Origin of the sequence: Paucibacter sp. M5-1 (genome assembly GCF_027498415.2) — a bacterium.
GTDB lineage: Bacteria > Pseudomonadota > Gammaproteobacteria > Burkholderiales > Burkholderiaceae_C > Roseateles_E.
In genome coordinates this window covers 4,642,738-4,668,413 of the sequence record NZ_JAPZLM020000001.1, presented here as the reverse complement: position 1 = coordinate 4,668,413, position 25,676 = coordinate 4,642,738, and the positions used below count along the sequence as shown (strand labels likewise).

General features: G+C 68.4%; 30 protein-coding genes. 19 read left to right on the top strand and 11 right to left on the bottom strand.

All coding sequences use genetic code 11. From position 1 onward, the window contains the following. The first annotated feature begins 25 nt into the window (after positions 1 to 25). From O5M90_RS22215 to O5M90_RS22180, 8 genes are all read left to right on the top strand, one after another. Positions 26 to 424: a hypothetical protein gene (locus O5M90_RS22215; protein WP_269838026.1), complete on the top strand. Its 399-nt coding sequence runs from the start codon at positions 26 to 28 to the stop codon at positions 422 to 424. Positions 425 to 494: 70 nt separating this feature from the next. Then, positions 495 to 758, top strand: a complete 264-nt coding sequence (locus O5M90_RS22210; RefSeq protein ID WP_137941442.1) for a hypothetical protein — start codon at positions 495 to 497, stop codon at positions 756 to 758. A 10-nt stretch (positions 759 to 768) separates the two neighbouring features. Beyond that, on the top strand, positions 769 to 2,175 hold the full coding sequence (locus tag O5M90_RS22205; RefSeq protein ID WP_440402339.1) for a TolC family protein: 1,407 nt from the start codon (positions 769 to 771) through the stop codon (positions 2,173 to 2,175). A 13-nt stretch (positions 2,176 to 2,188) separates the two neighbouring features. Further along, entirely contained in the window at positions 2,189 to 3,568 is a 1,380-nt protein-coding gene (locus O5M90_RS22200; protein WP_262971347.1) for a multicopper oxidase family protein, read from the top strand. Between the two features lie 13 nt (positions 3,569 to 3,581). Beyond that, a complete protein-coding gene (locus tag O5M90_RS22195) occupies positions 3,582 to 4,091 on the top strand; it encodes a cupredoxin domain-containing protein (RefSeq protein WP_269838028.1) in 510 nt (169 codons plus the stop codon). Next, the gene (locus tag O5M90_RS22190; RefSeq protein ID WP_137941439.1) at positions 4,088 to 4,555 is read left to right on the top strand and encodes a DUF411 domain-containing protein; all 468 of its coding nucleotides are present in this window, start codon (positions 4,088 to 4,090) and stop codon (positions 4,553 to 4,555) included. The genes O5M90_RS22195 and O5M90_RS22190 overlap by 4 nt, the downstream gene beginning before the upstream one ends. A 14-nt stretch (positions 4,556 to 4,569) precedes the next feature. Further along, positions 4,570 to 4,902 carry a copper-binding protein gene (locus O5M90_RS22185; protein WP_262971349.1) on the top strand — a complete coding sequence of 111 codons (333 nt, stop codon included), beginning with the start codon at positions 4,570 to 4,572 and terminating at the stop codon, positions 4,900 to 4,902. 93 nt (positions 4,903 to 4,995) lie between these two features. After that, complete coding sequence (locus tag O5M90_RS22180) at positions 4,996 to 6,234, top strand: HD-GYP domain-containing protein (protein WP_269838029.1); 1,239 nt, start codon at positions 4,996 to 4,998, stop codon at positions 6,232 to 6,234. Positions 6,235 to 6,335: 101 nt separating this feature from the next. Here the strand turns inward: O5M90_RS22180 and O5M90_RS22175 are convergent, their stop codons facing one another. Both O5M90_RS22175 and O5M90_RS22170 read right to left on the bottom strand, forming a co-directional pair. Continuing rightward, positions 6,336 to 7,109 (bottom strand): ferredoxin--NADP reductase, encoded by a 774-nt coding sequence (locus O5M90_RS22175; RefSeq protein WP_269838030.1) that lies wholly within the window; start codon positions 7,107 to 7,109, stop codon positions 6,336 to 6,338. Between the two features lie 79 nt (positions 7,110 to 7,188). Continuing rightward, positions 7,189 to 7,491: a flagellar basal body rod protein gene (locus O5M90_RS22170; protein WP_137941436.1), complete on the bottom strand. Its 303-nt coding sequence runs from the start codon at positions 7,489 to 7,491 to the stop codon at positions 7,189 to 7,191. 191 nt (positions 7,492 to 7,682) lie between these two features. On the opposite strand from O5M90_RS22170, the gene ylqF reads away from it, so the two are divergent. The 5 genes from ylqF (at position 7,683) to O5M90_RS22145 (ending at position 13,736) form a co-directional block, all read left to right on the top strand. Next, complete coding sequence (ylqF, locus tag O5M90_RS22165; protein ID WP_269838031.1) at positions 7,683 to 8,615, top strand: ribosome biogenesis GTPase YlqF; 933 nt, start codon at positions 7,683 to 7,685, stop codon at positions 8,613 to 8,615. Positions 8,616 to 8,719: 104 nt separating this feature from the next. Then, positions 8,720 to 9,190 carry a MerR family transcriptional regulator gene (locus O5M90_RS22160; protein WP_137941434.1) on the top strand — a complete coding sequence of 157 codons (471 nt, stop codon included), beginning with the start codon at positions 8,720 to 8,722 and terminating at the stop codon, positions 9,188 to 9,190. A 2-nt stretch (positions 9,191 to 9,192) separates the two neighbouring features. Beyond that, the gene (locus O5M90_RS22155) at positions 9,193 to 10,374 is read left to right on the top strand and encodes an acyl-CoA dehydrogenase family protein (RefSeq protein ID WP_269838032.1); all 1,182 of its coding nucleotides are present in this window, start codon (positions 9,193 to 9,195) and stop codon (positions 10,372 to 10,374) included. Positions 10,375 to 10,384: 10 nt separating this feature from the next. Continuing rightward, positions 10,385 to 11,590 (top strand): acetyl-CoA C-acetyltransferase, encoded by a 1,206-nt coding sequence (locus O5M90_RS22150; protein ID WP_269838033.1) that lies wholly within the window; start codon positions 10,385 to 10,387, stop codon positions 11,588 to 11,590. Between the two features lies 1 nt (position 11,591). After that, the gene (locus O5M90_RS22145) at positions 11,592 to 13,736 is read left to right on the top strand and encodes a 3-hydroxyacyl-CoA dehydrogenase NAD-binding domain-containing protein (RefSeq protein WP_269838034.1); all 2,145 of its coding nucleotides are present in this window, start codon (positions 11,592 to 11,594) and stop codon (positions 13,734 to 13,736) included. Here O5M90_RS22145 and O5M90_RS22140 read toward each other — a convergent pair. Both O5M90_RS22140 and O5M90_RS22135 read right to left on the bottom strand, forming a co-directional pair. Beyond that, a complete protein-coding gene (locus O5M90_RS22140; RefSeq protein WP_269838035.1) occupies positions 13,733 to 14,107 on the bottom strand; it encodes an EF-hand domain-containing protein in 375 nt (124 codons plus the stop codon). The genes O5M90_RS22145 and O5M90_RS22140 overlap by 4 nt on opposite strands. A gap of 14 nt (positions 14,108 to 14,121) precedes the next feature. After that, positions 14,122 to 14,916 (bottom strand): lectin, encoded by a 795-nt coding sequence (locus O5M90_RS22135; protein WP_269838036.1) that lies wholly within the window; start codon positions 14,914 to 14,916, stop codon positions 14,122 to 14,124. Positions 14,917 to 15,117: 201 nt separating this feature from the next. Between O5M90_RS22135 and O5M90_RS22130 the strand changes: the two genes are divergently transcribed. After that, positions 15,118 to 15,537 (top strand): hypothetical protein, encoded by a 420-nt coding sequence (locus O5M90_RS22130; protein WP_269838037.1) that lies wholly within the window; start codon positions 15,118 to 15,120, stop codon positions 15,535 to 15,537. 9 nt (positions 15,538 to 15,546) lie between these two features. On the opposite strand, the gene O5M90_RS22125 is transcribed toward O5M90_RS22130, so the two are convergent. Then, positions 15,547 to 16,713 carry a YbfB/YjiJ family MFS transporter gene (locus tag O5M90_RS22125; RefSeq protein WP_269838038.1) on the bottom strand — a complete coding sequence of 389 codons (1,167 nt, stop codon included), beginning with the start codon at positions 16,711 to 16,713 and terminating at the stop codon, positions 15,547 to 15,549. A gap of 113 nt (positions 16,714 to 16,826) precedes the next feature. On the opposite strand from O5M90_RS22125, the gene O5M90_RS22120 reads away from it, so the two are divergent. Then, positions 16,827 to 17,678 carry a zinc-dependent peptidase gene (locus O5M90_RS22120; RefSeq protein ID WP_262971359.1) on the top strand — a complete coding sequence of 284 codons (852 nt, stop codon included), beginning with the start codon at positions 16,827 to 16,829 and terminating at the stop codon, positions 17,676 to 17,678. Positions 17,679 to 17,778: 100 nt separating this feature from the next. Further along, a complete protein-coding gene (locus O5M90_RS22115) occupies positions 17,779 to 18,336 on the top strand; it encodes a protein phosphatase CheZ (RefSeq protein ID WP_137941426.1) in 558 nt (185 codons plus the stop codon). A 55-nt stretch (positions 18,337 to 18,391) separates the two neighbouring features. Here O5M90_RS22115 and infA read toward each other — a convergent pair whose 3' ends face one another. Together infA and O5M90_RS22105 are read right to left on the bottom strand one after the other, a co-directional pair. After that, entirely contained in the window at positions 18,392 to 18,652 is a 261-nt protein-coding gene (gene infA, locus O5M90_RS22110) for a translation initiation factor IF-1 (RefSeq protein ID WP_137941425.1), read from the bottom strand. Positions 18,653 to 18,826: 174 nt separating this feature from the next. Beyond that, positions 18,827 to 19,510, bottom strand: coding sequence for a CBS domain-containing protein (locus tag O5M90_RS22105; RefSeq protein WP_269838039.1), 684 nt, complete (start codon positions 19,508 to 19,510; stop codon positions 18,827 to 18,829). Between the two features lie 59 nt (positions 19,511 to 19,569). On the opposite strand from O5M90_RS22105, the gene O5M90_RS22100 reads away from it, so the two are divergent. The 3 genes from O5M90_RS22100 (at position 19,570) to O5M90_RS22090 (ending at position 22,882) form a co-directional block, all read left to right on the top strand. After that, complete coding sequence (locus O5M90_RS22100; RefSeq protein ID WP_272644487.1) at positions 19,570 to 19,806, top strand: hypothetical protein; 237 nt, start codon at positions 19,570 to 19,572, stop codon at positions 19,804 to 19,806. Positions 19,807 to 19,823: 17 nt separating this feature from the next. Next, entirely contained in the window at positions 19,824 to 20,858 is a 1,035-nt protein-coding gene (locus O5M90_RS22095) for a patatin-like phospholipase family protein (protein WP_269838041.1), read from the top strand. Between the two features lie 65 nt (positions 20,859 to 20,923). Further along, a complete protein-coding gene (locus tag O5M90_RS22090; RefSeq protein ID WP_269838042.1) occupies positions 20,924 to 22,882 on the top strand; it encodes a C1 family peptidase in 1,959 nt (652 codons plus the stop codon). 12 nt (positions 22,883 to 22,894) lie between these two features. Here O5M90_RS22090 and O5M90_RS22085 read toward each other — a convergent pair whose 3' ends face one another. The 4 genes from O5M90_RS22085 to O5M90_RS22070 are packed head-to-tail and all read right to left on the bottom strand — an operon-like array spanning position 22,895 to position 25,670. Beyond that, positions 22,895 to 23,731, bottom strand: a complete 837-nt coding sequence (locus O5M90_RS22085; protein ID WP_269838043.1) for a DUF2520 domain-containing protein — start codon at positions 23,729 to 23,731, stop codon at positions 22,895 to 22,897. A gap of 32 nt (positions 23,732 to 23,763) precedes the next feature. Next, positions 23,764 to 24,672 (bottom strand): heme o synthase, encoded by a 909-nt coding sequence (gene cyoE, locus O5M90_RS22080; protein WP_262971366.1) that lies wholly within the window; start codon positions 24,670 to 24,672, stop codon positions 23,764 to 23,766. A 1-nt stretch (position 24,673) separates the two neighbouring features. After that, complete coding sequence (locus tag O5M90_RS22075) at positions 24,674 to 24,979, bottom strand: cytochrome C oxidase subunit IV family protein (protein WP_137941419.1); 306 nt, start codon at positions 24,977 to 24,979, stop codon at positions 24,674 to 24,676. 13 nt (positions 24,980 to 24,992) lie between these two features. Further along, the gene (locus O5M90_RS22070; protein ID WP_137941418.1) at positions 24,993 to 25,670 is read right to left on the bottom strand and encodes a heme-copper oxidase subunit III family protein; all 678 of its coding nucleotides are present in this window, start codon (positions 25,668 to 25,670) and stop codon (positions 24,993 to 24,995) included. Positions 25,671 to 25,676: the final 6 nt, after the last annotated feature.

The following is a 25,676-nucleotide window of genomic DNA, read 5'->3' as shown; positions in this document are numbered from 1 at the left end:
CGCGGGCTGCACTACACTGGCGCCCATGCGCCGCCTGCTGCCCCTCCACTGGCTCAGGGCCCTGATCTGGGCCCTGGCCCTGGCTCTGCCCCTGCAGGCCATGGCGGCAACCTTGATGCTGGGTTGCGGCGATCACGGTGGGCGTCAGTCCACACATGGCTCCACACATGGCTCCGCACATCAGCCCACCCAGCCGCATGAGCACGGTGCCGACCTCGAGCATGTCCATCACACCGAGGACATGCCGGCCGGCCACCAGTGCAGCGCCTGCGCGGCCTGCTGCGTCGGCGCCGCGCTGCCCAGCGCCATGCCTGTCCTGCCCAGTCCGGCTGGCCATGGCATGCACATCGCCCGGCCCGAAGCAGCCCGCCTGAGCATCACCATGGCCGGGCTCGAACGCCCACCCAGACCCGTCCTCGCGTAAGCAGTCCGGCGCGCTCGGCTTGATGCCGGCTCGCCCCTTCTCTTCCGACTTTTCCTCACGCGAGGATGCAATGACATCTGCACTGCCCTATCTGGCGGCCTGCCTGCTCGCCGGCGCCGCCCTGAGCGCGCTGGCGCAAGCCAGGCCCGACCCGACGGACCCCAAGGCCGAGGTGCCTCCGGCACGCCCCCCCTCCGCGCTGCAACACTACAAGCCCCTCAGCGAGGCCGAGCTGGCCGACTGGCGCGCCGCGAATCGCCGCGTCCAGCAAGCCGGCGGCTGGCGCGCCTACGCGCGGGAAGCCGCCGCCTCGGCGCCGGTCCACAAGCACTGAGGGCCGCCACATGAACCCTCTGTTGATGAGACCGGCGCTCGTGTGCGCCGGCCTGGCCCTGGCAGGCTGCGCCAGCCTGCAGCCGCAAGAACGTTTCGCGCCGCTGCAGGCGCAAACCCAGGCCCTGCTGAAACAGGATCTGCAGTGGCCGCGCGATGCCGAGCAAACTGAAGCCCTGGCCACCCGTGTCGCCGAGCTGCTGGCCCTGCCGCTGACGGCCGACAGCGCGGTGCAGATCGCGCTCCTGAACCACCGCGGCCTGCGCGCCGAGCTGCATCAGCTGGGTGTGGCCGACGCGGATCTGGTGCAGCTGAGCCGGCCGCTGAACCCCGGGCTGAGCCTGGGCCGCATGCGCCAGGGCAGCGAGACCGAGATCGAGCGCGGCCTGCACCTGAATCTGGGCAGCTGGTTGAGTCTGGACCGAAGCCGGCGCGTTGGCACGCTGCGCCTGCGGCAGACTCAGCAAGACCTGGCCCTGCAAGTGCTGGCGATTGCCGCCCAGGCCCGCAAGGCCTACTACCAGGCGCTGGCCGCCGAGCAGCTGCGGCAGTACAGCCGTCAGGTGATGGAGGCCGCCGAGGCCGGTGCGGAGCTGGCGCGGCGCATGGCCGCGGCCGGCAATGTCAACAAGCTGCGCCAGGCCCGCGAGCATGGTTTCTATGCCGAGGCCGCCTTGTCCGTGGCGCGTGCCGAGACCCAGGCGCGCAGCCAGCGCGAGACGCTGATACGGGCGCTGGGCCTGTGGGGCGAGCAAACGCAATTCCGCCTGCCCGAGCGTCTGCCCGAGCTGCCCGGCGCAGCGCGCGAGCTGCCCGAGGTCGAGCGCCAGGCGATCCCCCAGCGCCTCGATGTGCAGGCCGCCAAGCGCGCTGCCGAGCTGCGCGCCAGCGAACTGGGCCTGAGCCAGCGCACCCGTTTCATCAACGTGCTGGAGCTGGGCATCGTCCGCAACAGCAGCAAGGAGGAGCCGACCCAGCGCGGCTTCGAGCTGAGCCTGGAGCTGCCCTTGTTCGACTGGGGCCAGGCCCGGGTCGCGCGCGCCGAGAGCCTCTATATGCAGGCGCTCGAACGCACCGCCCACACCGCGATCCAGGCCCGCTCGGAGGCCCGCGAAGCCTACGGGCGCTACCGCTCGGCCTTCGATATCGCGCGCCACTACGCCACCGAGATCGTGCCGACCCGGCAGCGCATCGCCGACGAGAACCTGCTGCGCTACAACGGCATGCTGATCGGCGTGTTCGAGCTGCTGGCCGACGCGCGCGCGCAGATCGTCGCGGTGTCGGCGGCGATCGAGGCCCAGCGCGATTTCTTCCTCGCCGAGGCCGAGCTCGACCAGGCCCTGATCGGGCCGGTGGGCGCCAGCGCCGTCTCCTCCTCTTCCGCCGCCCCCGCTGAAGCCAGCGCCGGCGGCCATTGAAAGCAAGACCATCATGGTTTCCCGACGCAATCTCTTCCTCGGCGCTGGCGCGGTCGCTGCGAGCGCTGTCTCGCGCGTGGCCCTGGCTGCCATTCCCGAGGCGGTGCAGCAGACCAGCGCCGCCACCGCCCCGCCCCTCGTGCCCGCCAACGGTCGGCCCTACAACCCCGTCGTCACCTTGAACGGCTGGACTTGCCCATGGCGCATGCGCGACGGTGTCAAGGAGTTCCACCTGGTCGCCGAGCCGGTGGTGCGCGAAATGTGCGAGGGCTTCAAAGCCCATCTGTGGGGCTATAACGGCCAGTCGCCCGGCCCCACCATCGAGGTCGTCGAAGGGGACCGGGTGCGCATCTACGTGAGCAACCGCCTGCCCGAGCACACCAGCGTGCACTGGCACGGCCAGCGCCTGCCCAATGGCATGGACGGAGTCTCGGGCCTGACACAGCCCTCGATCAAGCCGGGACAGACCTTTGTCTACGAGTTCGTCGCACGCCGGCCCGGCACCTTTATGTACCACCCCCATGCCGACGAGATGACGCAGATGGCGATGGGCATGATGGGCTTCTGGGTCACGCACCCGAAGGCCAGGCATCCGCAGATCGCCGAGGTGCAGCGCGACTTCTGCTTCCTGCTGTCCAGCTACGACATCGATCCCGGCAGCTACACGCCCAAGATCATGACGATGACGGACTTCAATCTGTGGAGCTGGAACAGCCGCATCTTCCCCGGCATCGACACGCTGAATGTGCGCCTGGGCGACCGGGTGCGCGTGCGCGTCGGCAATCTGACGATGACCAATCACCCCATCCATCTGCACGGCCACGAGTTCGAGGTCACCGGCACCGACGGCGGTCCGGTGCCCAGGAGCGCGCGCTGGCCCGAGGTGACCACCGATGTCGCGGTCGGCCAGATGCGGCAGATCGAGTTCCTGGCCGACGAGCCGGGCGACTGGGCTTTTCATTGCCACAAGAGCCATCACACGATGAATGCGATGGGCCATGACGTCGACACGCTGATCGGTGTCGACCACAGCGGCCTGGCCGGCAAGATCACCCAGCTGATCCCCGACTACATGGTGATGGGCGAGCGCGGCATGGCCGATATGGGCGAGATGACCATGCCGCTGCCCGACAACACCGCGCCGATGATGGCCGGCCATGGCCCCTATGGCGGGCTGGAGATGGGCGGCATGTTCAGCGTGCTGAAGGTGCGCCGCGACCAGAAGGCCGGCGACTACAGCGATCCCGGCTGGTACGCCAAGCACGCCGCGCCGGGCACGGTGGCGCACGAAGTGCCCGCCGCCGTGACCGAGCCGCCGCGCGCGCCCGCGGCATCAGCCAAGCCCGCCACCGAGGTCAAGGTGCGCAAGCCCGGCCATCATCACTCTCATTGAAAAAGTCCTGCAGATGAAAAACATCCGGATCCGTTTTCTGCTGTCCGCCCTGATGCTCAGCGCCAGCCTGGCCCATGCCCACGGCCCGCAGCCGCACCATGGCGGCGCAGTCAAGAAGGAACAGCAAGCCTTCGGCATCGCCGGCGACGCCGCCAAGGTCGCCCGCACGATAGCCATCACGATGGGCGACGATATGCGCTTCAGCCCCGATCGCATCGAGGTGCGCGAGGGCGAGACGCTGCGCCTGCGCATCCACAACAAGGGCCAGCTGCTGCACGAGCTGGTGATAGGCACGCCCAAGCAGCTCGACGAGCATGCCGCGCTGATGCAGAAATTCCCCGGCATGGAACATGACGAGGCCCATATGGCCCATGTCGACCCGGGCCAGCGCGGCGAGATCGTCTGGCGCTTCAACCGTGCCGGCGAGTTCGACTTCGCCTGCCTGATCAACGGCCACTACCAGGCCGGCATGCGCGGCAAGATCATCGTCAGGCCGGCCGGCTCCAAGGAGGGCAAGCGATGAAGACAGCACCGACACGCCGCCGCCTGCTGCTGGCGCTGGGCCTGGCCGCGACCGGGCTCACACAGGCCCAGGGCCCGGCGCGCGGCCAGGCCATCACGGTCTGGAAGGATGCCGCCTGCGGCTGCTGCCAGGTCTGGGTCAAGCATCTCGAAGCGCATGGCTTCGTCGTCGAGCTGCACGACATCGGCAACAGCGAGGCCCGCGCCCGGCTGGGCATGCCTCAGGCCCTGGGCAGCTGCCATACGGCCCTGGTGTCCGGCTATGTGATCGAGGGCCATGTACCGGCCGGCGATATCCAGCGGCTGCTGCGCCAGCGTCCCGTCGCGCTGGGTCTGGCCGTGCCCGGGATGCCGATCGGCTCGCCGGGCATGGACGGCCCCGAGTACGGTGGCCGGCGCGATGCCTACGAGGTGCTGCTGGTACAGCGCAACGGCAAGACCCGGACCTTCTCCCGCCACGTTTGAACCCCAAGCCCATCATGAAACTGAAGCACAAAATCCTCATCGCCCTGCTGGCCGCGGCCAGCCTGCAGCTCTGCCAGGCCCAGACGGCCCCCACTCACGACACGACCGCCGCTGCGCCCGCCTGGGCCGACGGCGAGGTGCGCCGCATCGATCTGGCCAACAAGAAGATCACGCTCAAGCATGGCGAGATCAGGAACCTGGACATGCCGCCGATGACCATGGTGTTCAGCTGGCAGGACGGCGAGCTGCCGGCCGAGCAACTGGCCGGGCTCAAGCCCGGCGACAAGCTGCGCTTCCAGGCCCGGATGGTGGACGGCAAGACCCTGCTGGTGGCCTTGCAGCGCTGAGGCGGCTGTGAACAGGCGGTGGCAGATGCAACAAAATGCACGGCAGGACCGGCCTCGGGGTCGGTCCGCCAAAAACCGCACGCTTTTGCTGGCATGCTGCTGCCCGTGCTGAAAACCATTCCGACATCACAGCTGCGCCTGGGCATGTTTCTCCACCAGCTGAGCGGCTCGTGGATGAGCCACCCGTTCTGGCGCTCGCGCTTCCTGCTGCGCGACGCGCGCGATATCCACAAGCTGCTGGAGGCCGGCATCGCCGAGGTCGTGATCGACACCGATCAGGGCCTCGATGTCGCGCCCGAGCCCGAAGCCCCCAGCCCGGAGCCCGCCGCAGCGCCGTCGGCGTCGCCCGAACCCGAGGTCACTGCACTGCCGCCGGCGCATCCCGCCGTGGCCGATGCCGGGCCCAGCTATACCGAGGCGCTGAACCTGAGCCGCAAGTCGCTGGGCGCCGTCGTCGACCTGTTCGCCCAGGCCCGCATGGGCCAGGCGCTGGATGCCCAGACCTGTCTGCCAGTGGTCGAGGACGTGATGAGCTCGGTCAGCGACAGCCCCAGCGCGTTGATCAGCATCAGCCGGCTGAAGACGGTGGACGACTACACCTATATGCATGCGGTGGCCGTCTGCGCACTGATGGTGGGGCTGGCGCGGCAGATGGGGCTGGCCGACCACCTGGTGCGCGAGGCCGGTCTGGCCGGCCTGCTGCTGGACACCGGCAAGGCGGCGATGCCGGCGGAGCTGCTGGGCAAGCCCGGCCGTCTGAGCGACGAGGAGCTGGCACTGCTGAAGACCCATGCGCGCAAAGGCCACGAGATGCTGGGCAAGGAAGGCGGCTTCAGCGCGGCGGTGCTGGATGCGGTCTTGCACCACCATGAGCGCAGCGACGGCAGCGGCTACCCCGATGGCCTGGCCGGCGACAAGATCGCGCCGCTGGCCCGCATGGCGGCGATCTGCGATGTCTATGACGCCGTGACCTCACGCCGACCCTACCGGGCGCCCTGGGACCCGGGCGAGGCGATGCGCCATATGGCCCAGGCCAAGGGCCAGTTCGATGCACAGATCTTCCAGCACTTCGTCAAGGCCGTGGGCATCTACCCGGTGGGCTCGCTGGTGCGGCTGCAGTCGGACCGGCTGGCAGTCATCGTCGCCCAGGGCAAGGACTCGCTGCTCAAACCCAGGGTCAAGGTCTTCTACACGGCCCAGGAACAGCACCGGCTGAGCCCGGCCTTCGAGCTGGACCTGGCCGACCCGGCAGCGGCCGACAAGATTGTCGGCGTCGAGCCGCCCGCGTCCTGGCGGTTCCAGGACCTCGAGCAGCTCTGGCTGGACAACTGACCACCCCCGAGGCGCTGCGCGCCACCCCCTCAAGGGGGCAAGCCCGCAGGACCGGCAGAGCCGGATCCTCGGGCTTCGCTGGGCGAATACGGCGCGCTAAATTACTGCTCGGCGAAGGCGCGCTCGATCACGAAGTGGCCCAGCTTGCTGGTCGAGCCTTCTTCGAAGTTGCGCGCTTCCAGCATCGCCTTCAGATCCTTCAGCATGCCGGGGCTGCCGCAGATCATCACGCGGTCGTTCTCGACGTCCAGCTTGGGCAGGCCCAGATCGGCCTCGATCTTGCCGGTGGCCAGCAGGTCGGTGATACGGCCCTGGTTGCGGAAGGGCTCGCGCGTCACGGTCGGGTAGTACAACAGCTGCTCGCTGGCGAACTCGCCGAGGAACTCGTGCTGGTGCAGCTCCTTGGTGATCAGGTCCTGGTAGGCCAGCTCGTTCACATGGCGGCAGCCGTGCACCAGGATGACCTTCTCGAAGCGCTCGTAGGTGGCCGGATCGCGGATCACGCTGAGGAAGGGCGCCAGCCCCGTGCCGGTGGAGAGCAGGTAGAGGTTCTTGCCGGGGTGCAGATAGTCGGTCAGCAGGGTGCCGGTGGGCTTGCGGCCGATCAGCAGCTTGTCGCCCGGCTTCAGATGCTGCAGGCGCGAGGTCAGCGGACCGTCCGGCACCTTGATGCTGAAGAACTCCAGATGCTCTTCATGATTCGCGCTGGCGACGCTATAGGCCCGCAGCAGCGGCTTGCCCTCGACCCGCAGGCCCAGCATCGTGAAGTGCCCGTTCTGGAAGCGGAACGCGGTATCGCGGGTGGTGGTGAAGCTGAAAAGCCGGTCGGTCCAGTGATGGACGCTCAGCACCTGTTCTTCGTTAAAAGCACTCATGAATGACGCGGGCTCTGGTAATAACCCGGAATTCTAACGAGCGCTGATGCGCCGCAGCAAATACCGCTTGCTTATAACCTTAAGCCTTGATGTCCAGCAAAGCGCCCTCGGCGCGCAGCTGGGTTTGCAGCACCCGCAGATTGGCTACAAAGCTGTAGGTGGCGCTGCGCTGCTCGACCAGCTCGCGCTCGGCCGAGACCTGGATCTGCTGGCTGCGCTCGGCACCGGCCACCACGCCGCCCTCGGGCAGGCTGGTCTGCACCACCCGCTCGGGCCGGAAGCCCGGGGTCTGCAGATTGGCGGTGTTGTGGGCCGACGCGCGCAGGCGCTCGTTCGCGGCCGAGATGCCGGACAAGGCGGTGGACAGGCTGACGGACGACATGGCGAGCACTCCAAGGACAACAGGCGTGATGCCGGGATTCTTGTCTCTTCATCGGCAGCGCGCCGCCAAACTTGAGAACAAAAGGGAATTTCCCCGTCATTTCCTCACACCCTGTGCGGTGGCGCGGCCCGCTGCGAGGACAATCCCGCCCTTGCGCCACGCTCCGGTGGCGCGCCAATACCGAGGTAAAGATGGCGATTCAATGGTTCCCGGGTCATATGAATTCGACCCGGAACGCGATCCGGGAGCGCATGAGGGCGGGGCTCGATGTGGTCATCGAGCTGCTCGACGCACGCCTGCCCGGCTCCAGCGCCAACCCCCTGCTGGCCCAGCTGACCGAGGGCAAGCCCAATCTGAAACTGCTGAACAAGCAGGATCTGGCCGACCCGGCCCGCACCGCGCAATGGCTGGCGCACTACAACGCCCTGCCCGAGACCCGCGCGATCGGCCTGGACGCCAGCGTGCCGGCCCCGGCGCGCGCGCTGATGAGCGCCTGCCGCGAGCTGGCGCCGCTGCGCGGCGGCATGGCCAAGCCGCTGCGGGTGCTGATCTGCGGCATCCCGAATGTCGGCAAATCGACGCTGATCAACACCTTGATGGGCAAGCGCGCCACCAAGACCGGCGATGAGCCGGGCATCACCAAGGTCGAGCAGAAGCTGGTGCTGGAGAACGACTTCTACCTGTTCGACACGCCCGGCATGCTGTGGCCGCGCATCACCGTGCCCGAGAGCGGCTACAAGCTGGCCGCCAGCGGCGCCATCGGCCGCAACGCCTTCAACGAGGAAGAAGTGGCGCTGGAGCTGCTGGACTATCTGCGCCAGCACTACGCCGGCCAGGTCGAGGCGCGCTACAAGCTCGACGATGTGGCCGGGCTCGGCGACGAGGAGCTGCTGGAGGCCATAGGCCGCAAGCGCGGCGCCATGCTGGGTGGCGGCCGCGTCAATCTGCAGAAGGCGGCCGAGATCGTGGTCTATGAATACCGCCAGTCGCTGCTGGGCCGCATCACGCTGGAAACCCCCGAGGAATTCGCCCGCTGGCAGGCCGCCGGCGCGGCCATCGAGGCCCAGCGCAAAGACAAGAAGAAGCGCAAAGGCCCGGCCGAGCCCGACGCCGAGCCTGACTGAGACACCTTCCCTTAACGTCAGCCATCTGCCATATCGGTAGATACCATCACCGGCAAGCTCGGTGAGGGGCTTAGCATCCAGGCCATCGCCAGCCCGGAGCCCTCATGACAACGCAAGCCAGCAGCACAGCCGTGCTGGACCAGCAACACAGCGATGCGCAGGAATTGCTGGCGCACAGCGCCAGCGCGCCCAGCGAGCAGATCTACGGCATCACCGAGCTGTGCGCCGAGTTCGGCATCTCGCAGCGCGCGATCCGCTTTTATGAGGACAAGGGCCTGCTGGCGCCGCGCCGTGTCAATGGCGCACGGATCTATGGCCAGCGCGAACGAGCGCGGCTCAAGCTGATCCTGCGCGCCAAGGCCATCGGCTCCAAGCTGGTCGACATCAAGCAGTTCCTCGATCTCTATGGCCACCACGGCGAAGGCCGCGCCAGGCAGCTGCAATGGACGCTGGAGCGCACCGATGCGGCCATCGTCGAGCTGGAACAAAAGCGCGCTCATATCGACGTGACGCTGACCGAGCTGCGCCTGATCAACGAAGCGGTGCGCCAGCAACTGGCGGCCCAGGAGGACTAGCGATGTCCCTGCCCCTGTTCCCCTCCGCCTGGATGACGGACGAGCACCGCATGCTGCAGGACTCGGTGGCGCGTTTCTTCAGACAGCGCTGGGTGCCGCGCGCGGCCGAGTGGCGCGAGGCCGGCATGATGGGCCGCGACACCTGGGCCGAGGCCGGCGCCAACGGCCTGCTGTGCACCGCGATGCCCGAGGCCTATGGCGGCGGCGGCGGCGACTTCGGCCATGAGGCGGTGCTGCTGCTGGAGCAGGCCAAGGCCAACCTGAGCGGCTTCGGCGGCGGCCTGCATTCGGCCATCGTCGCGCCCTACATCCTGCATCACGGCAGCGAAGCGCAGAAAGCCCGCTGGCTGCCGCGCATGGCCACCGGCGAGCTGATCGGCGCGATCGCGATGACCGAGCCCGGCACCGGCAGCGATCTGCAAAGCGTGCGCACCAGCGCCAGGCGCGACGGCGATCACTACCTGCTGTCCGGTCAGAAGGTCTTCATCACCAACGGCCAGAACGCCAATCTCGTCATCGTGGTCTGCAGGACCCGCAGCGAGGACAAGGGTGCCAAGGGCATCTCGCTGCTGGTGGTCGAGGTCGAGAACGCCGACGGCAGCCTGGTCGAGGGCTATCGGCGCGGCCGCAATCTGGACAAGATCGGCATGAAGGCGCAGGACACTTCCGAGCTGTTCTTCGACGAAGTGCGCGTGCCATTGGACAACCTGCTGGGCGGCGAGCAGGGCATCGAGGGCCAGGGCTTTGTGCAGCTGATGCAGGAGCTGCCGCAGGAGCGGCTGATCATCGCCGTCAGCGCGGTCGGCGCGATCGAGAGGGCACTCGCCGAGACCCTGGCCTATACCAAGCAGCGCAAGGCCTTCGGCCAGCCGGTTTGGGAGTTCCAGAACACCCGCTTCAAGCTGGCCGAGGTGCAGAGCCAGCTGCTGGCCGCACGCGCCTTGGTCGACGCCTGCTTGGAGGCCCATCTGAAGGGTGAGCTGGACGCCGCCCGCGCCGCGCTGGCCAAGGCCTGGACCACCGATCTGGCAAGCACAGTGATGGACGAGTGCCTGCAGCTCTTCGGCGGCTACGGCTACATGATGGAGTACCCGATCGCCGAGCTCTATGCCGACGCCCGCGTGGCGCGCATCTATGGCGGCACCAACGAGATCATGAAAGAGCTGGCCAGCCGGTTCATGTAGGAGACAGCCCATGTTCGATGCCTATCTCTACGACCATGTCCGCACGCCGCGCGGCAAGGGCAAGAAGGACGGCGGCCTGCACCAGGCCAGCCCGGTCTGGCTGTTGCGCACGCTGCTGCAGTCGTTGCAGCAGCGCCTGCGGCTGGACACCGGTCGGGTCGACGATGTGGTGCTGGGCTGCGTGACCCCGCTGGGCGAGCAAGGCGCCGACATCGCCCGCACGGCGGTGCTCGACGCCGGCTGGGCCCAGACCGTGGCCGGCCTCACGCAGTCGCGCTTTTGCGCCTCGGGCTTGGAGTCGGTCAACCTGGCTGCGGCCAAGGTGGCCAGTGGCTTTGAACAACTGGTGGTGGCCGGCGGCGTGGAAGCTATGAGCCGCTGGCCCATGGGCAGCGACGGCGGTGCCTGGTTCATGGATCCGCGCGTCAACCAGGCCCTGGGTTTCATCCCGCAAGGCATCAGCGCCGACCTGATCGCGACGCTGGAAGGCTTCAGTCGCGCCGATGTCGATGCCTATGCCAGCGAGTCACACCGCCGCGCGGCGGCGGCGCGCGAGGCGGGCTTGTTCACGCGCTCCGTGGTGCCGGTGCACGACATCGCCGGGCTGTTGCTGCTGGCCCAGGACGAGACCATCCGCCCCGCCACCACGCCCGAAACGCTGGCCAGGCTGGAGCCTTCGTTCGCCATGATGGGCGGCATGGGTTTTGATGCCACGGCGCTGCGCAAGTACACGACGCTGGAGCGTATCGACCATGTCCACCATGCCGGCAACTCCTCGGGCATCGTCGACGGTGCGGCGCTGCTGCTGGTCGGCTCCAAAGCCGGCGGCGCGGCGGCCGGCCTCAGGCCGCGCGCCCGCATCCGCGCTGCCGCGGTGATCGGCTCCGAGCCCACCATCATGCTGACCGGCCCGACCCCGGCCTGCCAGAAAGCGTTGAAGCAGGCCGGCATGGCCGCTTCCGACATCGATCTGTGGGAGATCAACGAGGCCTTTGCCGTGGTACCGATGAAGACGGCGCGCGATCTGGGCCTGAGTCTGGACAAGGTCAACGTCAACGGCGGCGCGATCGCGCTGGGCCACCCGCTGGGTGCCACCGGCGCCATCATCCTGGGCACCCTGCTCGACGAGCTGGAGCGCCGCGATCTCAGCACCGGCTGCGCCACCTTGTGCGTCGGCGGCGGCATGGGCATTGCGACGATCATCGAAAGGGTCTGATATGAGCACCGCGCTGCATCTCGAGAGGGGCGAGGATGGCATCGTCGTCGCGACGATGGACTTGCCCGGCCAATCGATGAACATCCTCAACGAGCAACTCGCCGCGCCGCTGCGCGGACTGGCCGATCTGCTGGAAGACCCGCAAGCCGGTGTCACCGGCCTGATCCTGCGCTCCGGCAAGAAGGATTTCTTGGCTGGCGCCGACATCGACCGCCTGCGCGCGCTGAACACGGCACAAGAAGCCTTCGAGGCCTCGATGGCGCTGAAGCGCTTCATCCGCCGCTTCGAGCAATGCGGCAAGCCGGTGGTCGCGATCCTGAACGGCCAGTGCAAGGGCGGCGGCCTGGAGATCGCGATGGGCTGCCACTGGCGCATCGTCGTGGACGATGGTCGCGCGCGCCTGGGCCTGCCCGAGGTCAAGCTGGGCCTATTGCCCGGCGGCGGCGGCACCCAGCGCCTGCCGCGACTGGTGGGCATGCAGCAGGCGTTGCAATGGATGGGTGAGGGCTCGGACATCAAGGCCGCGCAGGCGCTCGCCAGCGGCCTGGTCAACGAACTGGCCCCCGATGTCGACGAGGCGCTGACGAAGGCGCGCGCCTGGATCGTCGCCAACTCAAAGCCGGTCCAGCCCTGGGATGCGCCCAGGTTCCGTTACCCCGGCGGCGATTCGCGCGCACCGGCCATCGCGCAGATGTTCTCGGTCGCGCCCTCGATGGCCGCGGCCAAGAGCTTCGGCAACTACCCGGCCCTGACCCACATCATGTCCAGCGTCTTCGAGGGCGGGCTCACCGACATCGACCGGGCGCTGGAGATCGAATCGCGCTACTTCGCGGCCTGCGTCGTCAGCCCGGCCTCGCGCCACCTGATCGGTACGCTGTGGTACCAGCTCAACGCGATCAAGAAGGGCGCCTCGCGGCCCGCCGGCCTGCCGCGCTCCCAGGTGCAGCGCCTGGGCATCCTGGGCGCCGGCATGATGGGCGCCGGCATCGCCCACGTCTCGGCCCAGGCTGGCATGCAGGTGGTGCTGCTGGACGTTTCCCAAGAAGCGGCCGAGCGTGGCAAGCGCCATTCGCAGGACCTGCTGGACAAGGCGGTCAAGAAGGGCCGCAGCACGCCTGAGCAGCGCGAGGCCGTGCTGGCGCGTATCCACCCGACGACCGATTACGCAGCCTTGGCCGGTTGCGAACTGATGATCGAGGCGGTGTTCGAGGACCGCGCCGTCAAGGCCGAGGTGACCAAGCGCGCCGAGACCCAGCTGGCCGCCAGGGCCGTGTTCGCCTCCAATACCTCCACGCTGCCGATCACCGGCCTGGCCGAGGCCAGCGAGCGGCCGGCCCATTTCATCGGCCTGCATTTCTTCTCGCCGGTGGAGAAGATGCCGCTGGTGGAGATCATCGTCGGCAAGGCCACCTCGCCCGAGACCCTGGCGCTGGGCTTCGACTATGTGCAGCAGATCGGCAAGACGCCCATCGTCGTCAATGACTCGCGCGGCTTCTACACCAGCCGCGTGTTCGCGACCTATGTGATGGAAGGCATCGCGATGCTCAAGGAAGGCGTGCACCCGCGCGCCATCGAGGCCGCAGGTCTGCAGGCCGGCATGCCGATGCCGCCGCTGGCGCTGCAGGATGAGGTCAGCCTGAGCCTGGGCGTGCATGTGGCGGACCAGACGCGCAAAGACCTCGCGGCCGAGGGCAAGACCTACCGAGAACACCCGGGCGAGGCGGTGTTGCGCCAGCTCTGCGAGATCGGCCGCGTCGGCAAGAAGGCGGGAAAAGGCTTCTACGATTGGGCGGACGGCGACAAGACGCTGTGGCCCGAACTGAGCCGCCACTACCCGGTGGCGGTCGAGCAGCCCGCGCAGCAGGAGATCATCGACCGCCTGATGTTCATCCAGGCCAATGAGGCGGCGCGCTGCCTGGAGGAAGGTGTGCTGCGCTCGGTGGCCGATGCCAATATCGGCTCGATCTTCGGCTGGGGCTTCGCGCCCTTCGAAGGCGGGGCGCTGCAGTTCATCAATGCCCGCGGCCTGCCGGCCTTCGTGGCGCGCGCCCGTGAGCTGGCGGCGGCCCATGGCGAGCGCTTCGCGCCGGCCGCGCTGCTGCTGCGCATGGCCGAGCGCGGCGAGCGCTTCGAGGCCGGCTGCTAGCCGCCGCCGCGCTTCTTCTTGCGCGCGGCCTGGTAGGCCTCGATCTCCTCTTTCGAGAGGCGATCATCTTGGTCCGTGTCGGCCTTGTCGAAGGCGGCCATGCGGACCTCGACCACCTCCTTGAAGGACAGGCGCTTGTCCTTGTCGGCATCGGCCCGTCTCAAGGAACCCAGCATGCCGCGCGCGCCGCGCGGCATGCGCTTGAGCTCGGCCTCGGTGATATGACCATCGCCGTCCAGGTCCAGCGCATGCCAGGAGCGCGTCACATCCTTGTGAAATTCGTCGAGGCTGATGTAGCCGTCGCCATTGCTGTCCGTCGCCTGGGCCAGGCCGGCAGCGGCCAGCAGCAGCGCCAAAAGAATTCGCTTCATCGCTTCATCCCCCCTCACCACCACCAGCGTTGATTGTCACCACCGTTGCAGTCCCACAGCTGGACCGCCTGACCGGGACGCAGGCGACCGTCGCGCACATCCAGGCATTTGCCGCTCATGCGGCTGCGGATCTGGTTGCCGCGCGCCTGCCAGCGCTGGTTGTCGCCGCCGGTGCAGCGGTAGGCGATCACCTCGGCACCGTTGCGGTCGCTGCCTTTGGCCACATCCAGGCACAGGCCGGAGACCCTCAGCTCGCCGCCGCGACCCCAGTCAAAGCGCTGGTTGCTGCCGTTGTGGCAGCCAAAGACGATGGCCGGCGCGCCCTCGACGGCACGGCCACTGATGTCCAGGCACAGACCGCCGCTCGAGTTGATCTGGCGACCATAGCCGCCATCGTTGTTGTCGGGCCTGTCATCGTCGCGATCACGGTTCTTGTGATGGCTGGCCAGCAAGGCCAGCCCGGCAATTGCCGCGACGGCCGCGATCGCGGCGCCCGTGTTGGACGAGCGGTGCTCGTTGTCGGAGAAGTCGCCGCTGAGGGTGAAGCGTGCACTGCAGCCCTTGTCGACCCAGATTTCCATATTGCTGAGGTCATAGCCCCAGGAGCGGCTGAAGCGGCAATTGCCGGACAACTGCCGATCCAGGTCCACATCGCGGGTGCCGGCCGGCAGGCGTTGGGAGGTGTAGCCGCCGTCGGAGCGCAGCTCCAGGCTTTGCTCGGCGGCCCAGGCGGGTGTCGCCGGCGTGGCCAGCAGCGCCGCGCTCAGCGCCGTCACCATCAAGCGCTGATGGGTCTTCATATGCGTCATCGTCGATCTCCCTTCTTGCCTTCTTGCTGGGCACCGACTCTAGCCGCGATCGGCGGCCTCGCCCATAGCGCCTTGCCCCCAATCGCCAGGACGCGCGATGCAAAACCAGACCCCGCAGTCCGACCCACGGCGTGAATTTTTCACGCGACCAGGGCCTGGCGCTTAAGTTCCTGTCTGCGGCGGTCGCCTCCCTTCATCACCATGCCCGCCAGCAATAACAGCCCCCGATCCGGCATCAACCGCGCCAATCTCAGAAGCGCGCCGCCACGCGCCGCGCCCAAGCCCGTGGCCGAGACCCTCGCGCCGGCCGCGCTGCCACGGCCGGCGGCCGCCGCACCGACCTCGGCCTTCGGGGAGTTTCTGCAGATCGTCGGCGCCGCCGCCCTGCTGCTGGGCGGGCTGGCGCTGCTGCTGATGGGCGTGCAGATGATGAGCGACAGTGTCACGGTCGGCAAACACCTGGCCGAGGCCAAGGCCCAGCGCGGCGTGCTGGTCTGCCAGGACGGCCGCATGGTGCGTGGCGATGGCTCGCTGCGCGACCTGATCCTGGCCGACGCCTACTTCAGCTGCACCGACTGGCGCACCTTGCAGAGCATCGAGCTCGAAGAGAAGAACAAGTAGCCCGGGCCGCTACTCGACGCCCGCGCGCCGCAGCTGCGCGAGTATCCCCATGCCCAGCAGCAGCACCGCTGCGGTCAGCCACAGCGCGCCCCGGTAGCTGCCGCTGGCCTGGGCCATGGCGCCGGCAAGCGCCGGCGCGCTGACCTGGGCCACGCCGTAGCTGAGCGTCAGCCGCGCCATCGCCTTGCCGGGGTTGCCTGGCGAGCGCCGCCCCACCAGGGCCAGGGTCAGGCTGACGATGCCGATAAAGGTCGCGCCATACAGCAGGGCACCGGCCAGCGCCGCCGGCAGGCCGTCCGACAAGGCCGGCAGCAGCACCGAGATCACCTGCAGGCCGAAGGCCAGCAGCAGGGCCGGCAGCTCGCCCAGGCGCCGTGCCACCCTATCCCATAGAAACACCGCCGGGGTTGAGGCCAGGCCGACCAACAGCCAGGCCCAGGGCCCCTGCCCGGCCAGCAGCGGCTGGCGCTCGACGATGGCGACCGTGAAGGTCGCGCTGATCACAAAGCCCCAGCCGGCGCAGAAATAGGCCGCCACCATCCAGCCCATCCAGCGTCGCCCCGGGCCGCTGCCGGTCGCCTGGGCGGCAGTGGCGGCGGGCGGCACCGGTGGCCGCCAGACCCAGGCCGGCAGCAAAAACACCAGGCCGATCAGCGCAAAGCCCTGCCACTGCGCGGCCCAGTCCAGCGCCAGCGCCGACATCGCCATCGCGCCCAGCGCCGACACCACGATGCCCAGGCCCAGGCCGGTGAAGTGCAGGCCCAACTCGGGGCGCCGGCCGGCGCGCATCAGCCAGTTCAGCACCAGACCCGAGCCCAGGAGCATGCCGGCCGCGCCGCACAGCCCGCCCAGATAGCGCGACAGCGCCCACAGCCAGACATTGCCGGCCAGGCCCATCAGCACGGCGCTGAGCAGGGACAGCGGCAGGCCCCAGCTGTAGAGCCGCTGGCGCCAGCGCGCGTCCTCCAGGGTCGCGGCCAGCAGCGCCCCACTCATATAGCCCAGGTAGTTGATCGCGGCCAGCCAGCCGGCAGCCGCGTCGCTGAGCCCGGCCTGGGCCTGCATCAAGGGCAGCAGCGGCGTATAGGCGAAGCGGGCGATGCCTATGGTCAGCACCAGGCCGGCAATACCGCCGACGATCACTTGCCAGGCCTGCAGGCCGCGATGATTGTTCATGGCCGGCAAGCCTAGCCGCAGCGCCGCCGCTCGGCTGTCGCTTTGGCGCGCCAGACTTGAAATCGCGCCCGCGTGGCCCATCTTCGAGTCAAGCAAACTCCGAGACGCGCGCCATGGCCCTGCTCATCGTCTGTGGTCTGGCCTTGGCGCTGATCGCCTGGCTGGCCGCCCATCCCCTGCTGCAGGCCTGGCGGCGTGATCGCCTGCAGCGCCAGCCCTTCCCGCAGGCCTGGCGCCGCATCCTGCGTCGACGCGTGCCGCAGATCGCACAGCTGCCCGCCGACCAGCAGCTGCGGCTGAAGAAACTGATCCAGGTCTTCGTCGCCGAGAAGAGCTTCATCGGCTGTGCCGGCCTGCGCATCAGCGACGAGATCCGCATCACCATCGCCGCCCAGGCCTGCCTGCCCTTGCTGGGCGCGGCGCGTGGCTTCTACCCGCAGCTGCGCCAGATCCTGGTCTATCCGGGCGCCTTCGTCGTCGACCGTGTCGCCGGCGGACCGGCCGGCGTGCAGATGGAGCAGCGGCGCGCGCTGGCCGGCGAGTCCTGGAGCCAGGGCCAGGTGATCCTGTCCTGGCAGGATGTGGTCGAGGGCGCGGCCAACCCGGCGGATGGCCGCAATGTCGTGATCCATGAGTTCGCCCACCAGCTGGACCAGGCCAAAGGCCATGCCAATGGCGCGCCACCGCTGCGCGACCGGGCCGCCTATGCACGCTGGTCGGCCGTGATGCAGGCCGAGTACGACGCGCTGTGCGCACGCGCCGCACGCGGCGAGCCCAGCCTGATGAGCGATTACGGCGCCACCGATCCGGCCGAGTTCTTTGCGGTCGCCAGCGAGGTGTTCTTCGAGCAGCCGCTGCTGCTGGCCCAGGCCCATCCGGCGCTGTACCGCGAACTGGCCGGCTATTACCGCTTCCATCCCGCCGGCGCCCCGAACGAGAACTATTCCTCGTCGAGCGCCGCTTAGCGCGGGCTGCCCGGCCCTGCACCGGCGGGGGGCGCCGCTAAGATTCCCCGACGTGTCCGCGCTTGCGCGCATCGAGGCACCAGACAGGGGAACCCACGCCATGCCAGCCACCACCGACGATCACGCCCTTGACCCTCAGGCGGCCCAGGCCCTGACGCAATTCGCCCATGAGCTGCCCGACGCCTGCGAGCGCCTGGCCTATGTGCGGCAGATGACCGAGCAGGCCGCCAACAAGGTGCTGAATCTGGTGGATGCGGCCCAGGACGATGCCGAGCAGGTGAGACGCCAGGGCAGCGATCTGTCCGAGACCCTGGTGCGCATGGCCACCGCGCCCGAGCTGACGGTGGAGCGTGCCCGCGCGATGATGAAGCTGTGCGCCGCCTATGCGGCCACGGCCGCCAGCTTTGCCGGGCGCGAGAAGGCGCTGCACACCGAAATCATGATGGCGCAGGACTTCCAGGATCTGTCGGGCCAGGTCATCAACAAGGTGATGCGCATGCTGGAGCGCGCCGAGCGGCCGCTGGAGCAGATGCTGTCCGGTAATGCGGTGGTGGCGACAGCGGCGCCCGAGCAGGCGGCGCTGGAGGGTGTTCAGACACCCGACAAGGCGCTCAAGCAGGACGATGTGGACGACCTGCTGGCCTCGTTGGGTTTCTGAAGAAGCCGTCCCGGCTTCTTGATCGGCAGGTCAGTAGCGACGCTGCGGCGATCTATCAGTAACGACGCTGCGGCGTCGTCGGCATCGGGCCGCGGCGCTCGATGTGACGGAAGGTGATGCGGCCCTTGGACAGATCGTAGGGCGACAGTTCCAACGAAACCTTGTCGCCGGCCAGGATGCGGATATGGTTCTTGCGCATCTTGCCCGAGGTGTAGGCGACCAGCTGGTGGCCATTCTCAAGCGTCACGCGAAAACGGGTATCCGGCAAGACTTCGTCCACCTGGCCTTGCATTTCGATCAGTTCTTCCTTGGCCATGTGGGCGTTTCTCCAATTCAGTAAGGGCCAGCATACGCCGACCCGAGGCGATGTGCAGAAGATCTGCATTGTCGCGGGGCAAAACAAAACCGCCACAGCGCAAGCACTGCAGCGGCGAAGCCGTAGCATAAACGAGACAGATGACTTTGGCAAGCCGTGGTTTAGAGGCCCCAGCTAACTCCACAGATCCAAGGGCGGCTCGCGGGTCAGCGCACGCAAAAGATCGCTGCGCGACAGAAAACCCTGCAACGCACCTTGCTCGTCCAGCACCGGCAGGCCCGGCAGGTGCAGGTCCAGCAGCAGCTGGGCCACCTCGCGCACCGGGCTGTCGGGCTGGGCGGTCGGCACCGGGGTCCACATCGCACTGGACACCGGCTGGGCCAGGCGCTCGGTCCAGGCCTGGGCATCGGCCGGATCCAGCGGCAAGGTGTCGGGTCGCAGCAGGTCGGCACGCATGATCAGACCCACCAGTTGCCCCTTGGCATTGAGCACCGGCGCCTGACCGACGCCGGCCCGCGCCAGCAACCCCCAGGCCTCGCGCACGGTGGCCGCCAACGGCACGGTGATCATCCGGCGGCTCATCAGCTGCTGCACCAGGCTCAGCGGCTGGCGCGGCGGCGCGGCGGTCTGCGCATAGGCATTGAGTGCCTGGCGCGGCAGGGTTTCGGCAGCCAGCCCACCGAAACCACCCTCCTCGGCCAGGCGGCCGGCGATCACCGCAGCGGGCGGCGCCTGTTCCTCGCGCTCGACCCCGGCCAGCGCCCGCAGCCGGGCCACCGCCTGCACCGGGCCGAGCTCGCGCACCCGGTCCAGCGGCCCGCTGAACATACGCCCCTGCAATCCATAGACGGCAAACATGCACGCAAGCATGGCACAGTCGGCGCTTTGGGCACAATGCGGCCCAGTCCCTAGCGCCCATGCCCATGAAGCCTCTCAAGCCCTCCTTCCGATTGCGCCTGCTGCTCGCCGCCATGCCGCTGCTGATGCTGAGCGGCTGTGCTGTCGTCAGCGTGGCCGGGGCCGTGGCCGGCGCGACCATCTCGGTGGCCGGTGCGGTGGTCAGCACCGGGGTCAAGGTCGGCGGCAAGGTGATCGAGAAGACCATCGACGCCGTGGGTCCCGACGACAAGACCGACGCGGTCACCACCGAGTAGCCGCCCCGGGAGCCGCGATGCGATTTCTCGGCAAACCCCAGAACCCGACCCTCAATCTCGCCCTGCAGGGTGGCGGCGCCCATGGCGCGTTCACCTGGGGCGTGCTGGACGCCTTGCTGGAGGACGGCCGGCTGCGCTTTGAGGGCGTCAGCGGCACCAGTGCCGGCGCGATGAACGCGGTCGTGATGGCCCAGGGCCTGATGAGCGGCGGCGCCGACGGCGCGCGCGCCGCGCTGCAGGCCTTCTGGACCGCGGTGGCGGCCACCGTGCCCGAGCATTTCACGCAGAGCTCGGCCGATGGCCAGAACATCAGCCTGGCGCCCATGTTCAAGCTGATGCTGCGGTGGACCTATTACATGGCGCCCGAGCAGCTCAACCCCTTCGACCTGAATCCGCTGCGCGACATCATCAGCGGGCAGGTCGACTTCGAGCGTCTGCGTCGGCACAGCCCGGTCAAGCTCTTCATCGCCACCACCCAGGCCAATAGCGGCAAGCTGCGCCTGTTCCGCAACCCCGAACTGAGCGCCGAGGTGCTGCTGGCCTCGGCCTGCCTGCCCACCGTTCACCGCGCCATCGAGATCGACGGTGAGCCCTACTGGGACGGCGGCTATGCGGCCAATCCGGCGGTGTTCCCGCTGTTCTTCGAATGCCGATCCAGCGATGTGCTGCTGGTACTGCTGACCCCGCTGAAGCACAAGTCAACCCCAGTCAGCGCCGCCGACATCCACAGCCGCGCGCTGGAGATCGCCTTCAACGCCACTTTTTTGCGCGAGATGCGCATGTTCGCCCATCTGCGCGAGCACCTGCCCAGGCGCTGGCTGAACCTGCAGGTCGGCAGCCTGGAGCGGCGCGCCCAGCAACTGCGCTTTCATCTGATCGAGGCGGCCGATGTGCTGGGCGAGCTGCATGCCGACAGCAAGCTGGCGGCCAATCTGAAGTTCTTCGACATGCTCAAGAAGCTGGGCCGCGAACGCGCCCGGCAATGGCTGGACCAGCATCGCGAGCAGCTCGGCCGGCGCTCCACGCTGGACCTCGGCACCCTGTTCTATTAGCTGGGGATGGGCAGGCGCCGCGCCGCGTGGCAGCCTGCGGCCCTCGACATCCTGAGGAGACCTTGATGGCCACCAAGAAGAAGGCCCCCGCCACCAAACGCACGCTGGACGCGCGCCGCGACACGCTGGATTTCCGCGACCGCATGTATGTCTCGACCCTGGTCGAAGTGCCGTCGCGCATCGCGCTGGAAGACTACCAGGCCCTGGAGGTGCCCATCCTCGACCAGGGCCAGGAAGGTGCCTGCACCGGCTTCGGCCTGGCCACCGTCGCGAACTTCCTGCTGCGCCGTCGCAAGGTGGTGCCCGACCCGACGCCGGTCAGCCCACGCATGCTCTACGACATGGCGCGGCGCTACGACGAATGGCCCGGCGAGAGCTACTCGGGCTCGAGCGCGCGCGGCGCGATGAAGGGCTGGCACAAGCACGGCGTCTGCGCCGAGAGCGTCTGGCCTTACCGCCCCAAGCGCGGCGGCGAGAAAGGCCTGTCGCAGAGCCGGGTCGAGAACGCGCAGGGCCGGCCACTGGGCGCTTACTTCCGCGTCAACCACAAGGACCTGGTCGCGATGCATGCGGCGCTCGCCGAGGTCGGCATCCTGTTCGCCACCGCCTCGGTGCACGCGGGCTGGGACGCGGTCGGTGCCGACGGCATCATCACGCCCTCCGACCAGGAGCTCGGTGGCCATGCCTTCGCCATCGTCGCCTATGACGAGCAGGGTTTCTGGCTGCAGAACTCCTGGGGCCCTGACTGGGGCCGCCAGGGCTTTGCGCGCATCTTCTATGACGACTGGCTGCGCAACGCGACCGATGTCTGGGTCGCCCGCCTGGGCGCGCCGATCCGGCTGGCGACGCCGGCCGGCGAGCCGGCCGCCCAGCTCAGCGGCCCCTCGGGCGCGACCAAGGTCAGCCATATGGCCTTGCGTCCCCATGTGGTCAGCGTCGGCAACGAGGGCCGGCTGCGGCCCGGCGGCGAGTACGGCATGAACGAGGACGAGCTGGCCCAGCTCTTCGCCACCGATGTGCGCCAGGCCTTGGCGCCCTGGCCCAAGAAGCGCCTGCTGCTGTACGCCCACGGCGGCCTGGTCAGCGAGCAGGCCGCGCTGCAGCGGCTGGCTGAGTACCGACCGGCGCTGCTGGAGGCCGGCGTCTACCCGCTGGCCTTCATCTGGCGCAGCGACTACTGGAGCACCGTCAGCAACATCCTGCAGGACGCCGTGCGCCGGCGTCGTCCCGAGGGCGCCTTCGATGCCGCCAAGGACTTCCTGCTCGACCGCCTGGACGATTTGCTGGAGCCGGTGGCGCGCAATCTGACCGGCAAGGCGGCCTGGGACGAGATGAAGGAGAACGCGCTGGCCGCCAGCCACAAGGGCGGCGCGGCCCACAAGGTGGCCGAGCATCTGCTGGCCCTGATGAAGGACGAGCCGGGGCTGGAGATCCATCTGGTCGCCCACAGTGCCGGGGCCATCCTGCTGGCGCCACTGGTCGGCCTGCTGACGGCCAAGGCCAAGATCGTCAGCTGCACCTTGTGGGCACCGGCCTGCACGACCGCGCTGTTCAAGAGCGACTATCTGCCGGCCATCAAGAGCGGCCGCATCCAGGACTTCGCGCTCTATGCCTTGGACGACAAGACCGAGAAGGACGACAACTGCGCCAAGCTCTACAACAAGTCCCTGCTCTATCTGGTCTCCAATGCCTTCGAGGCGCGCCAGCGCGTGCCCATGGTGCAGGACGGCACGCCTATCCTGGGCCTGCAGCGCTGCATCGAAGCCGACCCCGAGCTCGGCAAGCTGTTCGCCTCGGCCAAGGCCGAGCTGGTGCTCTCACCCGACAAGGCCGGTGCAAACCCGCGCAGCCGCGCCCAGCACCATGGCGATTTCGATGACGATCCGGCCACCGTGCAATCGACCTTCGGCCGCATCCTGCGCTCCGGCGGCAGGAGCACCGACAAGCTGGCGCCCATCGAATTCGGCCGCTCGGCCTCGACCTTGCGCGATCTGCGACTGCGGCTGGAGGACAAGGCGCGCTGAGCGCGTCCAGCGTCAGGACGGCGGCGCGGCTATCAGTTGAGCGAGACGCTGCAGCTGCTGCTCGTCGAGTCGCCCGGCCGCGCGTGCCAGCGCCAGCTGGCGGCGCGACAGCTGGCGGTAGAACTCGCCGTGCTCGCCGCCCAGCGCGTCGAAGGCACGCAGGTGGGCGGCGAGCACCCCCGTGTCAGCACGCGAAATCGGCCCGGCCAGCGCGCCGGCCAGGCCGCGCGCCTCGGCCGCCGCCAGGGTGCCGCGCGCCAGCGGCAGCAGGGCCGGCAGGGTCAGGTCTTGCGGCAGACCGGCGGCAGCCCAGACCTGGGCGGCCTCGTCCAGCATCGACAACAAAAAGCTGGCCGCGAAGCTGGCAGCGCCGTGATAGGCGGCGCGGCTGCCGGGCGGCAAGCTCAGCGGCCGCATCCGCAGCAGGCTCGCCAGGCGCTGCAGCTCGCCCAGCAGCGGCGACGCAGCCTCGATCGCGACGCAGGAGCCGGCCAGCAGGGCGGCGGATTGCTGCGTGTCGGCCGTGAAGATCTGCAGCGGATGGAAGCCGCCGACCACGGCGCCCGCCGCCGCAGCGGCTTCCAGTGCGGCCAGCTCGGTGGCGCCGCTGCAATGCACGACCGCCTGGCCATGTCGCCACGGCAGGCTGCACGCCAGCGCTGCGATCGCGTCATCGGGCACGGTCAGAAACACCAGATCGGCAGCCAGCGCGGCGGCCGTGTCATCCCTGCGGCCCAGCGGCGCCAGCACGGTCTCGCCGGCGGCTGCCAAGGCCTGGGCCAGGCAGCGGCCGAGACGGCCGGCGCCGATAAAGGCGATGGTGGGAGTAGCGGTCTTGTCGTCTTGCATCGGCCAAGTATGGCCCGAGCCCGGTGCTGGATTCAGCGCAGCAGGAAGTGATCGGCCAGCAGCAGTCCGAACAGGCCGAACAGATAGACGATGGAATAGCGGAAGCTGGGCATGGCCAGGCGCTCGTCACGCCGCAGCCGCCAGGACAGCTCGGCATAGCGCGCGCCCAGCAGCAAGGCACCGAGCAGATAGAGTGCGCCGCTCATGCCTATCGCCACCGGCAGCAGGCTGACCGCCAGCAGGGCCAGGGTGTAGGCCCAGATACGCCGCGTCGTGTAGGCCACGCCATGCAGCACCGGCAGCATGGGCACGGCGGCGCGCGCATAGTCCTCGCGGCGATGGATGGCCAGGGCCCAGAAGTGCGGCGGGGTCCAGATGAAGATGATCAGAAACAGGGTCAGCGCGCCGGGATCGAGCGCCCCGCTGACGGCGACCCAGCCCAGCAACGGCGGGGCCGCGCCGGCCGCGCCGCCGATGACGATGTTCTGCGGCGTCGCATGCTTCAGATAGAGGCTGTAGACCACCGCATAGCCCAGCAGCGAGGCCAGGGTCAGCAGCGCGCACAGCAGGTTGGTGGTCAACAGCAGCAAGGCCATGCCGGCCATGCCCAGGGCCAAGGCGAACAGCAGGACCTGGCCGCCGCTGAGCTTGCCGCGCGGCAGCGGGCGGGCGCGGGTGCGGGCCATCAGCGCGTCGATGCGGCGGTCCACCAGATGGTTGATCGCGGCCGCTGCGCCGGCCACCAGGGCGATGCCCAGCGGTGCGCCCAGCCACAAGGTCCAGGGCAGCGGCGTGCGCGCGGCCAGCAGCATGCCCACCAGCACGGTGAACAGCATCAGCGCGACGACGCGCGGCTTGGTCAGCACCAGGTACTCGCGCCACAGGGGCCGGCTGCTCGGCCCGGCCGCCAGCAGCGCGATGTCTTGTGAAGGTACCGACATATCAGCGGAAGAACAGCAGCCGGGTCAGCCAGGTGTACTGGGCCTCGGCATACATCAGCCCGACCAGCACCAGCAGCAGCAGGGGCGGCAAGAGGATGGCGTAGATCAGCGCCAGGCGCTCCCAGGCCATGTGCATGAAGACGGCGATGATGAGCCCGGCCTTCAGCGTCATGAAAAGCAGGATCAGGCTCCAGCGCAGCAGCCCTTGCAGATGCATATAGTCCACCGCGTAAGACATGGCGCTGAGCACAAAAAGCAGCAGCCAGATCTTCAGGTACAGGCCTATCGGGTGTTGTTGCGTACTCATCGCGTCACCTCGCTCACCAGAGGTAGAAAAAGGCAAAGATGAAGACCCAGACCAGATCAACGAAGTGCCAGTACAGGCCGGCGATCTCGACGATCTGGTAGTTGCCGCTTTTCTCGTAGTCGCCGCGTCGCACCTTGATGCCGACGATGATCAGATAGATCACGCCGATCGACACATGCAGGCCGTGGAAGCCGGTGATCATGAAGAAGGTGGCGCCGAACTGGGCCGCCCCCATCGGGTTGCCCCAGGGCCGCACGCCCTCCTCGATCAGCTTGCTCCATTCAAACGCCTGCATGCCAACGAAGCAGGCGCCCAGCAGCGCGGTCGCGAAGATCAGCAGCGCGGCATTCTTGCGGTCGCGCGCATAGCCTCGCATCACCGCCATCGCCATCGTGCCGCTGCTGGTGATCAGCACGAAAGTCATGATGGCGATCAGCAGCAGGGGCACGTTCGTGCCGCCGACATGCAGGGCGAAGACCTCGCTGGGATTGGGCCAGGGCACGGTGGTGGAGGCCCGCACCGTCATATAGCCGGTCAGGAAACAGCCGAACACAAAGGTGTCGCTGAGCAGGAAGATCCACATCATCGCCTTGCCCCAGGAGACGGCAAAGGCTTCGCGGTCGCCCGAGAAATCGGCCACCAGGCCGCGCCAGCCCTGGGCCTGGCCGCCGGGAACGCTGTGATTGCTCATCGGAAC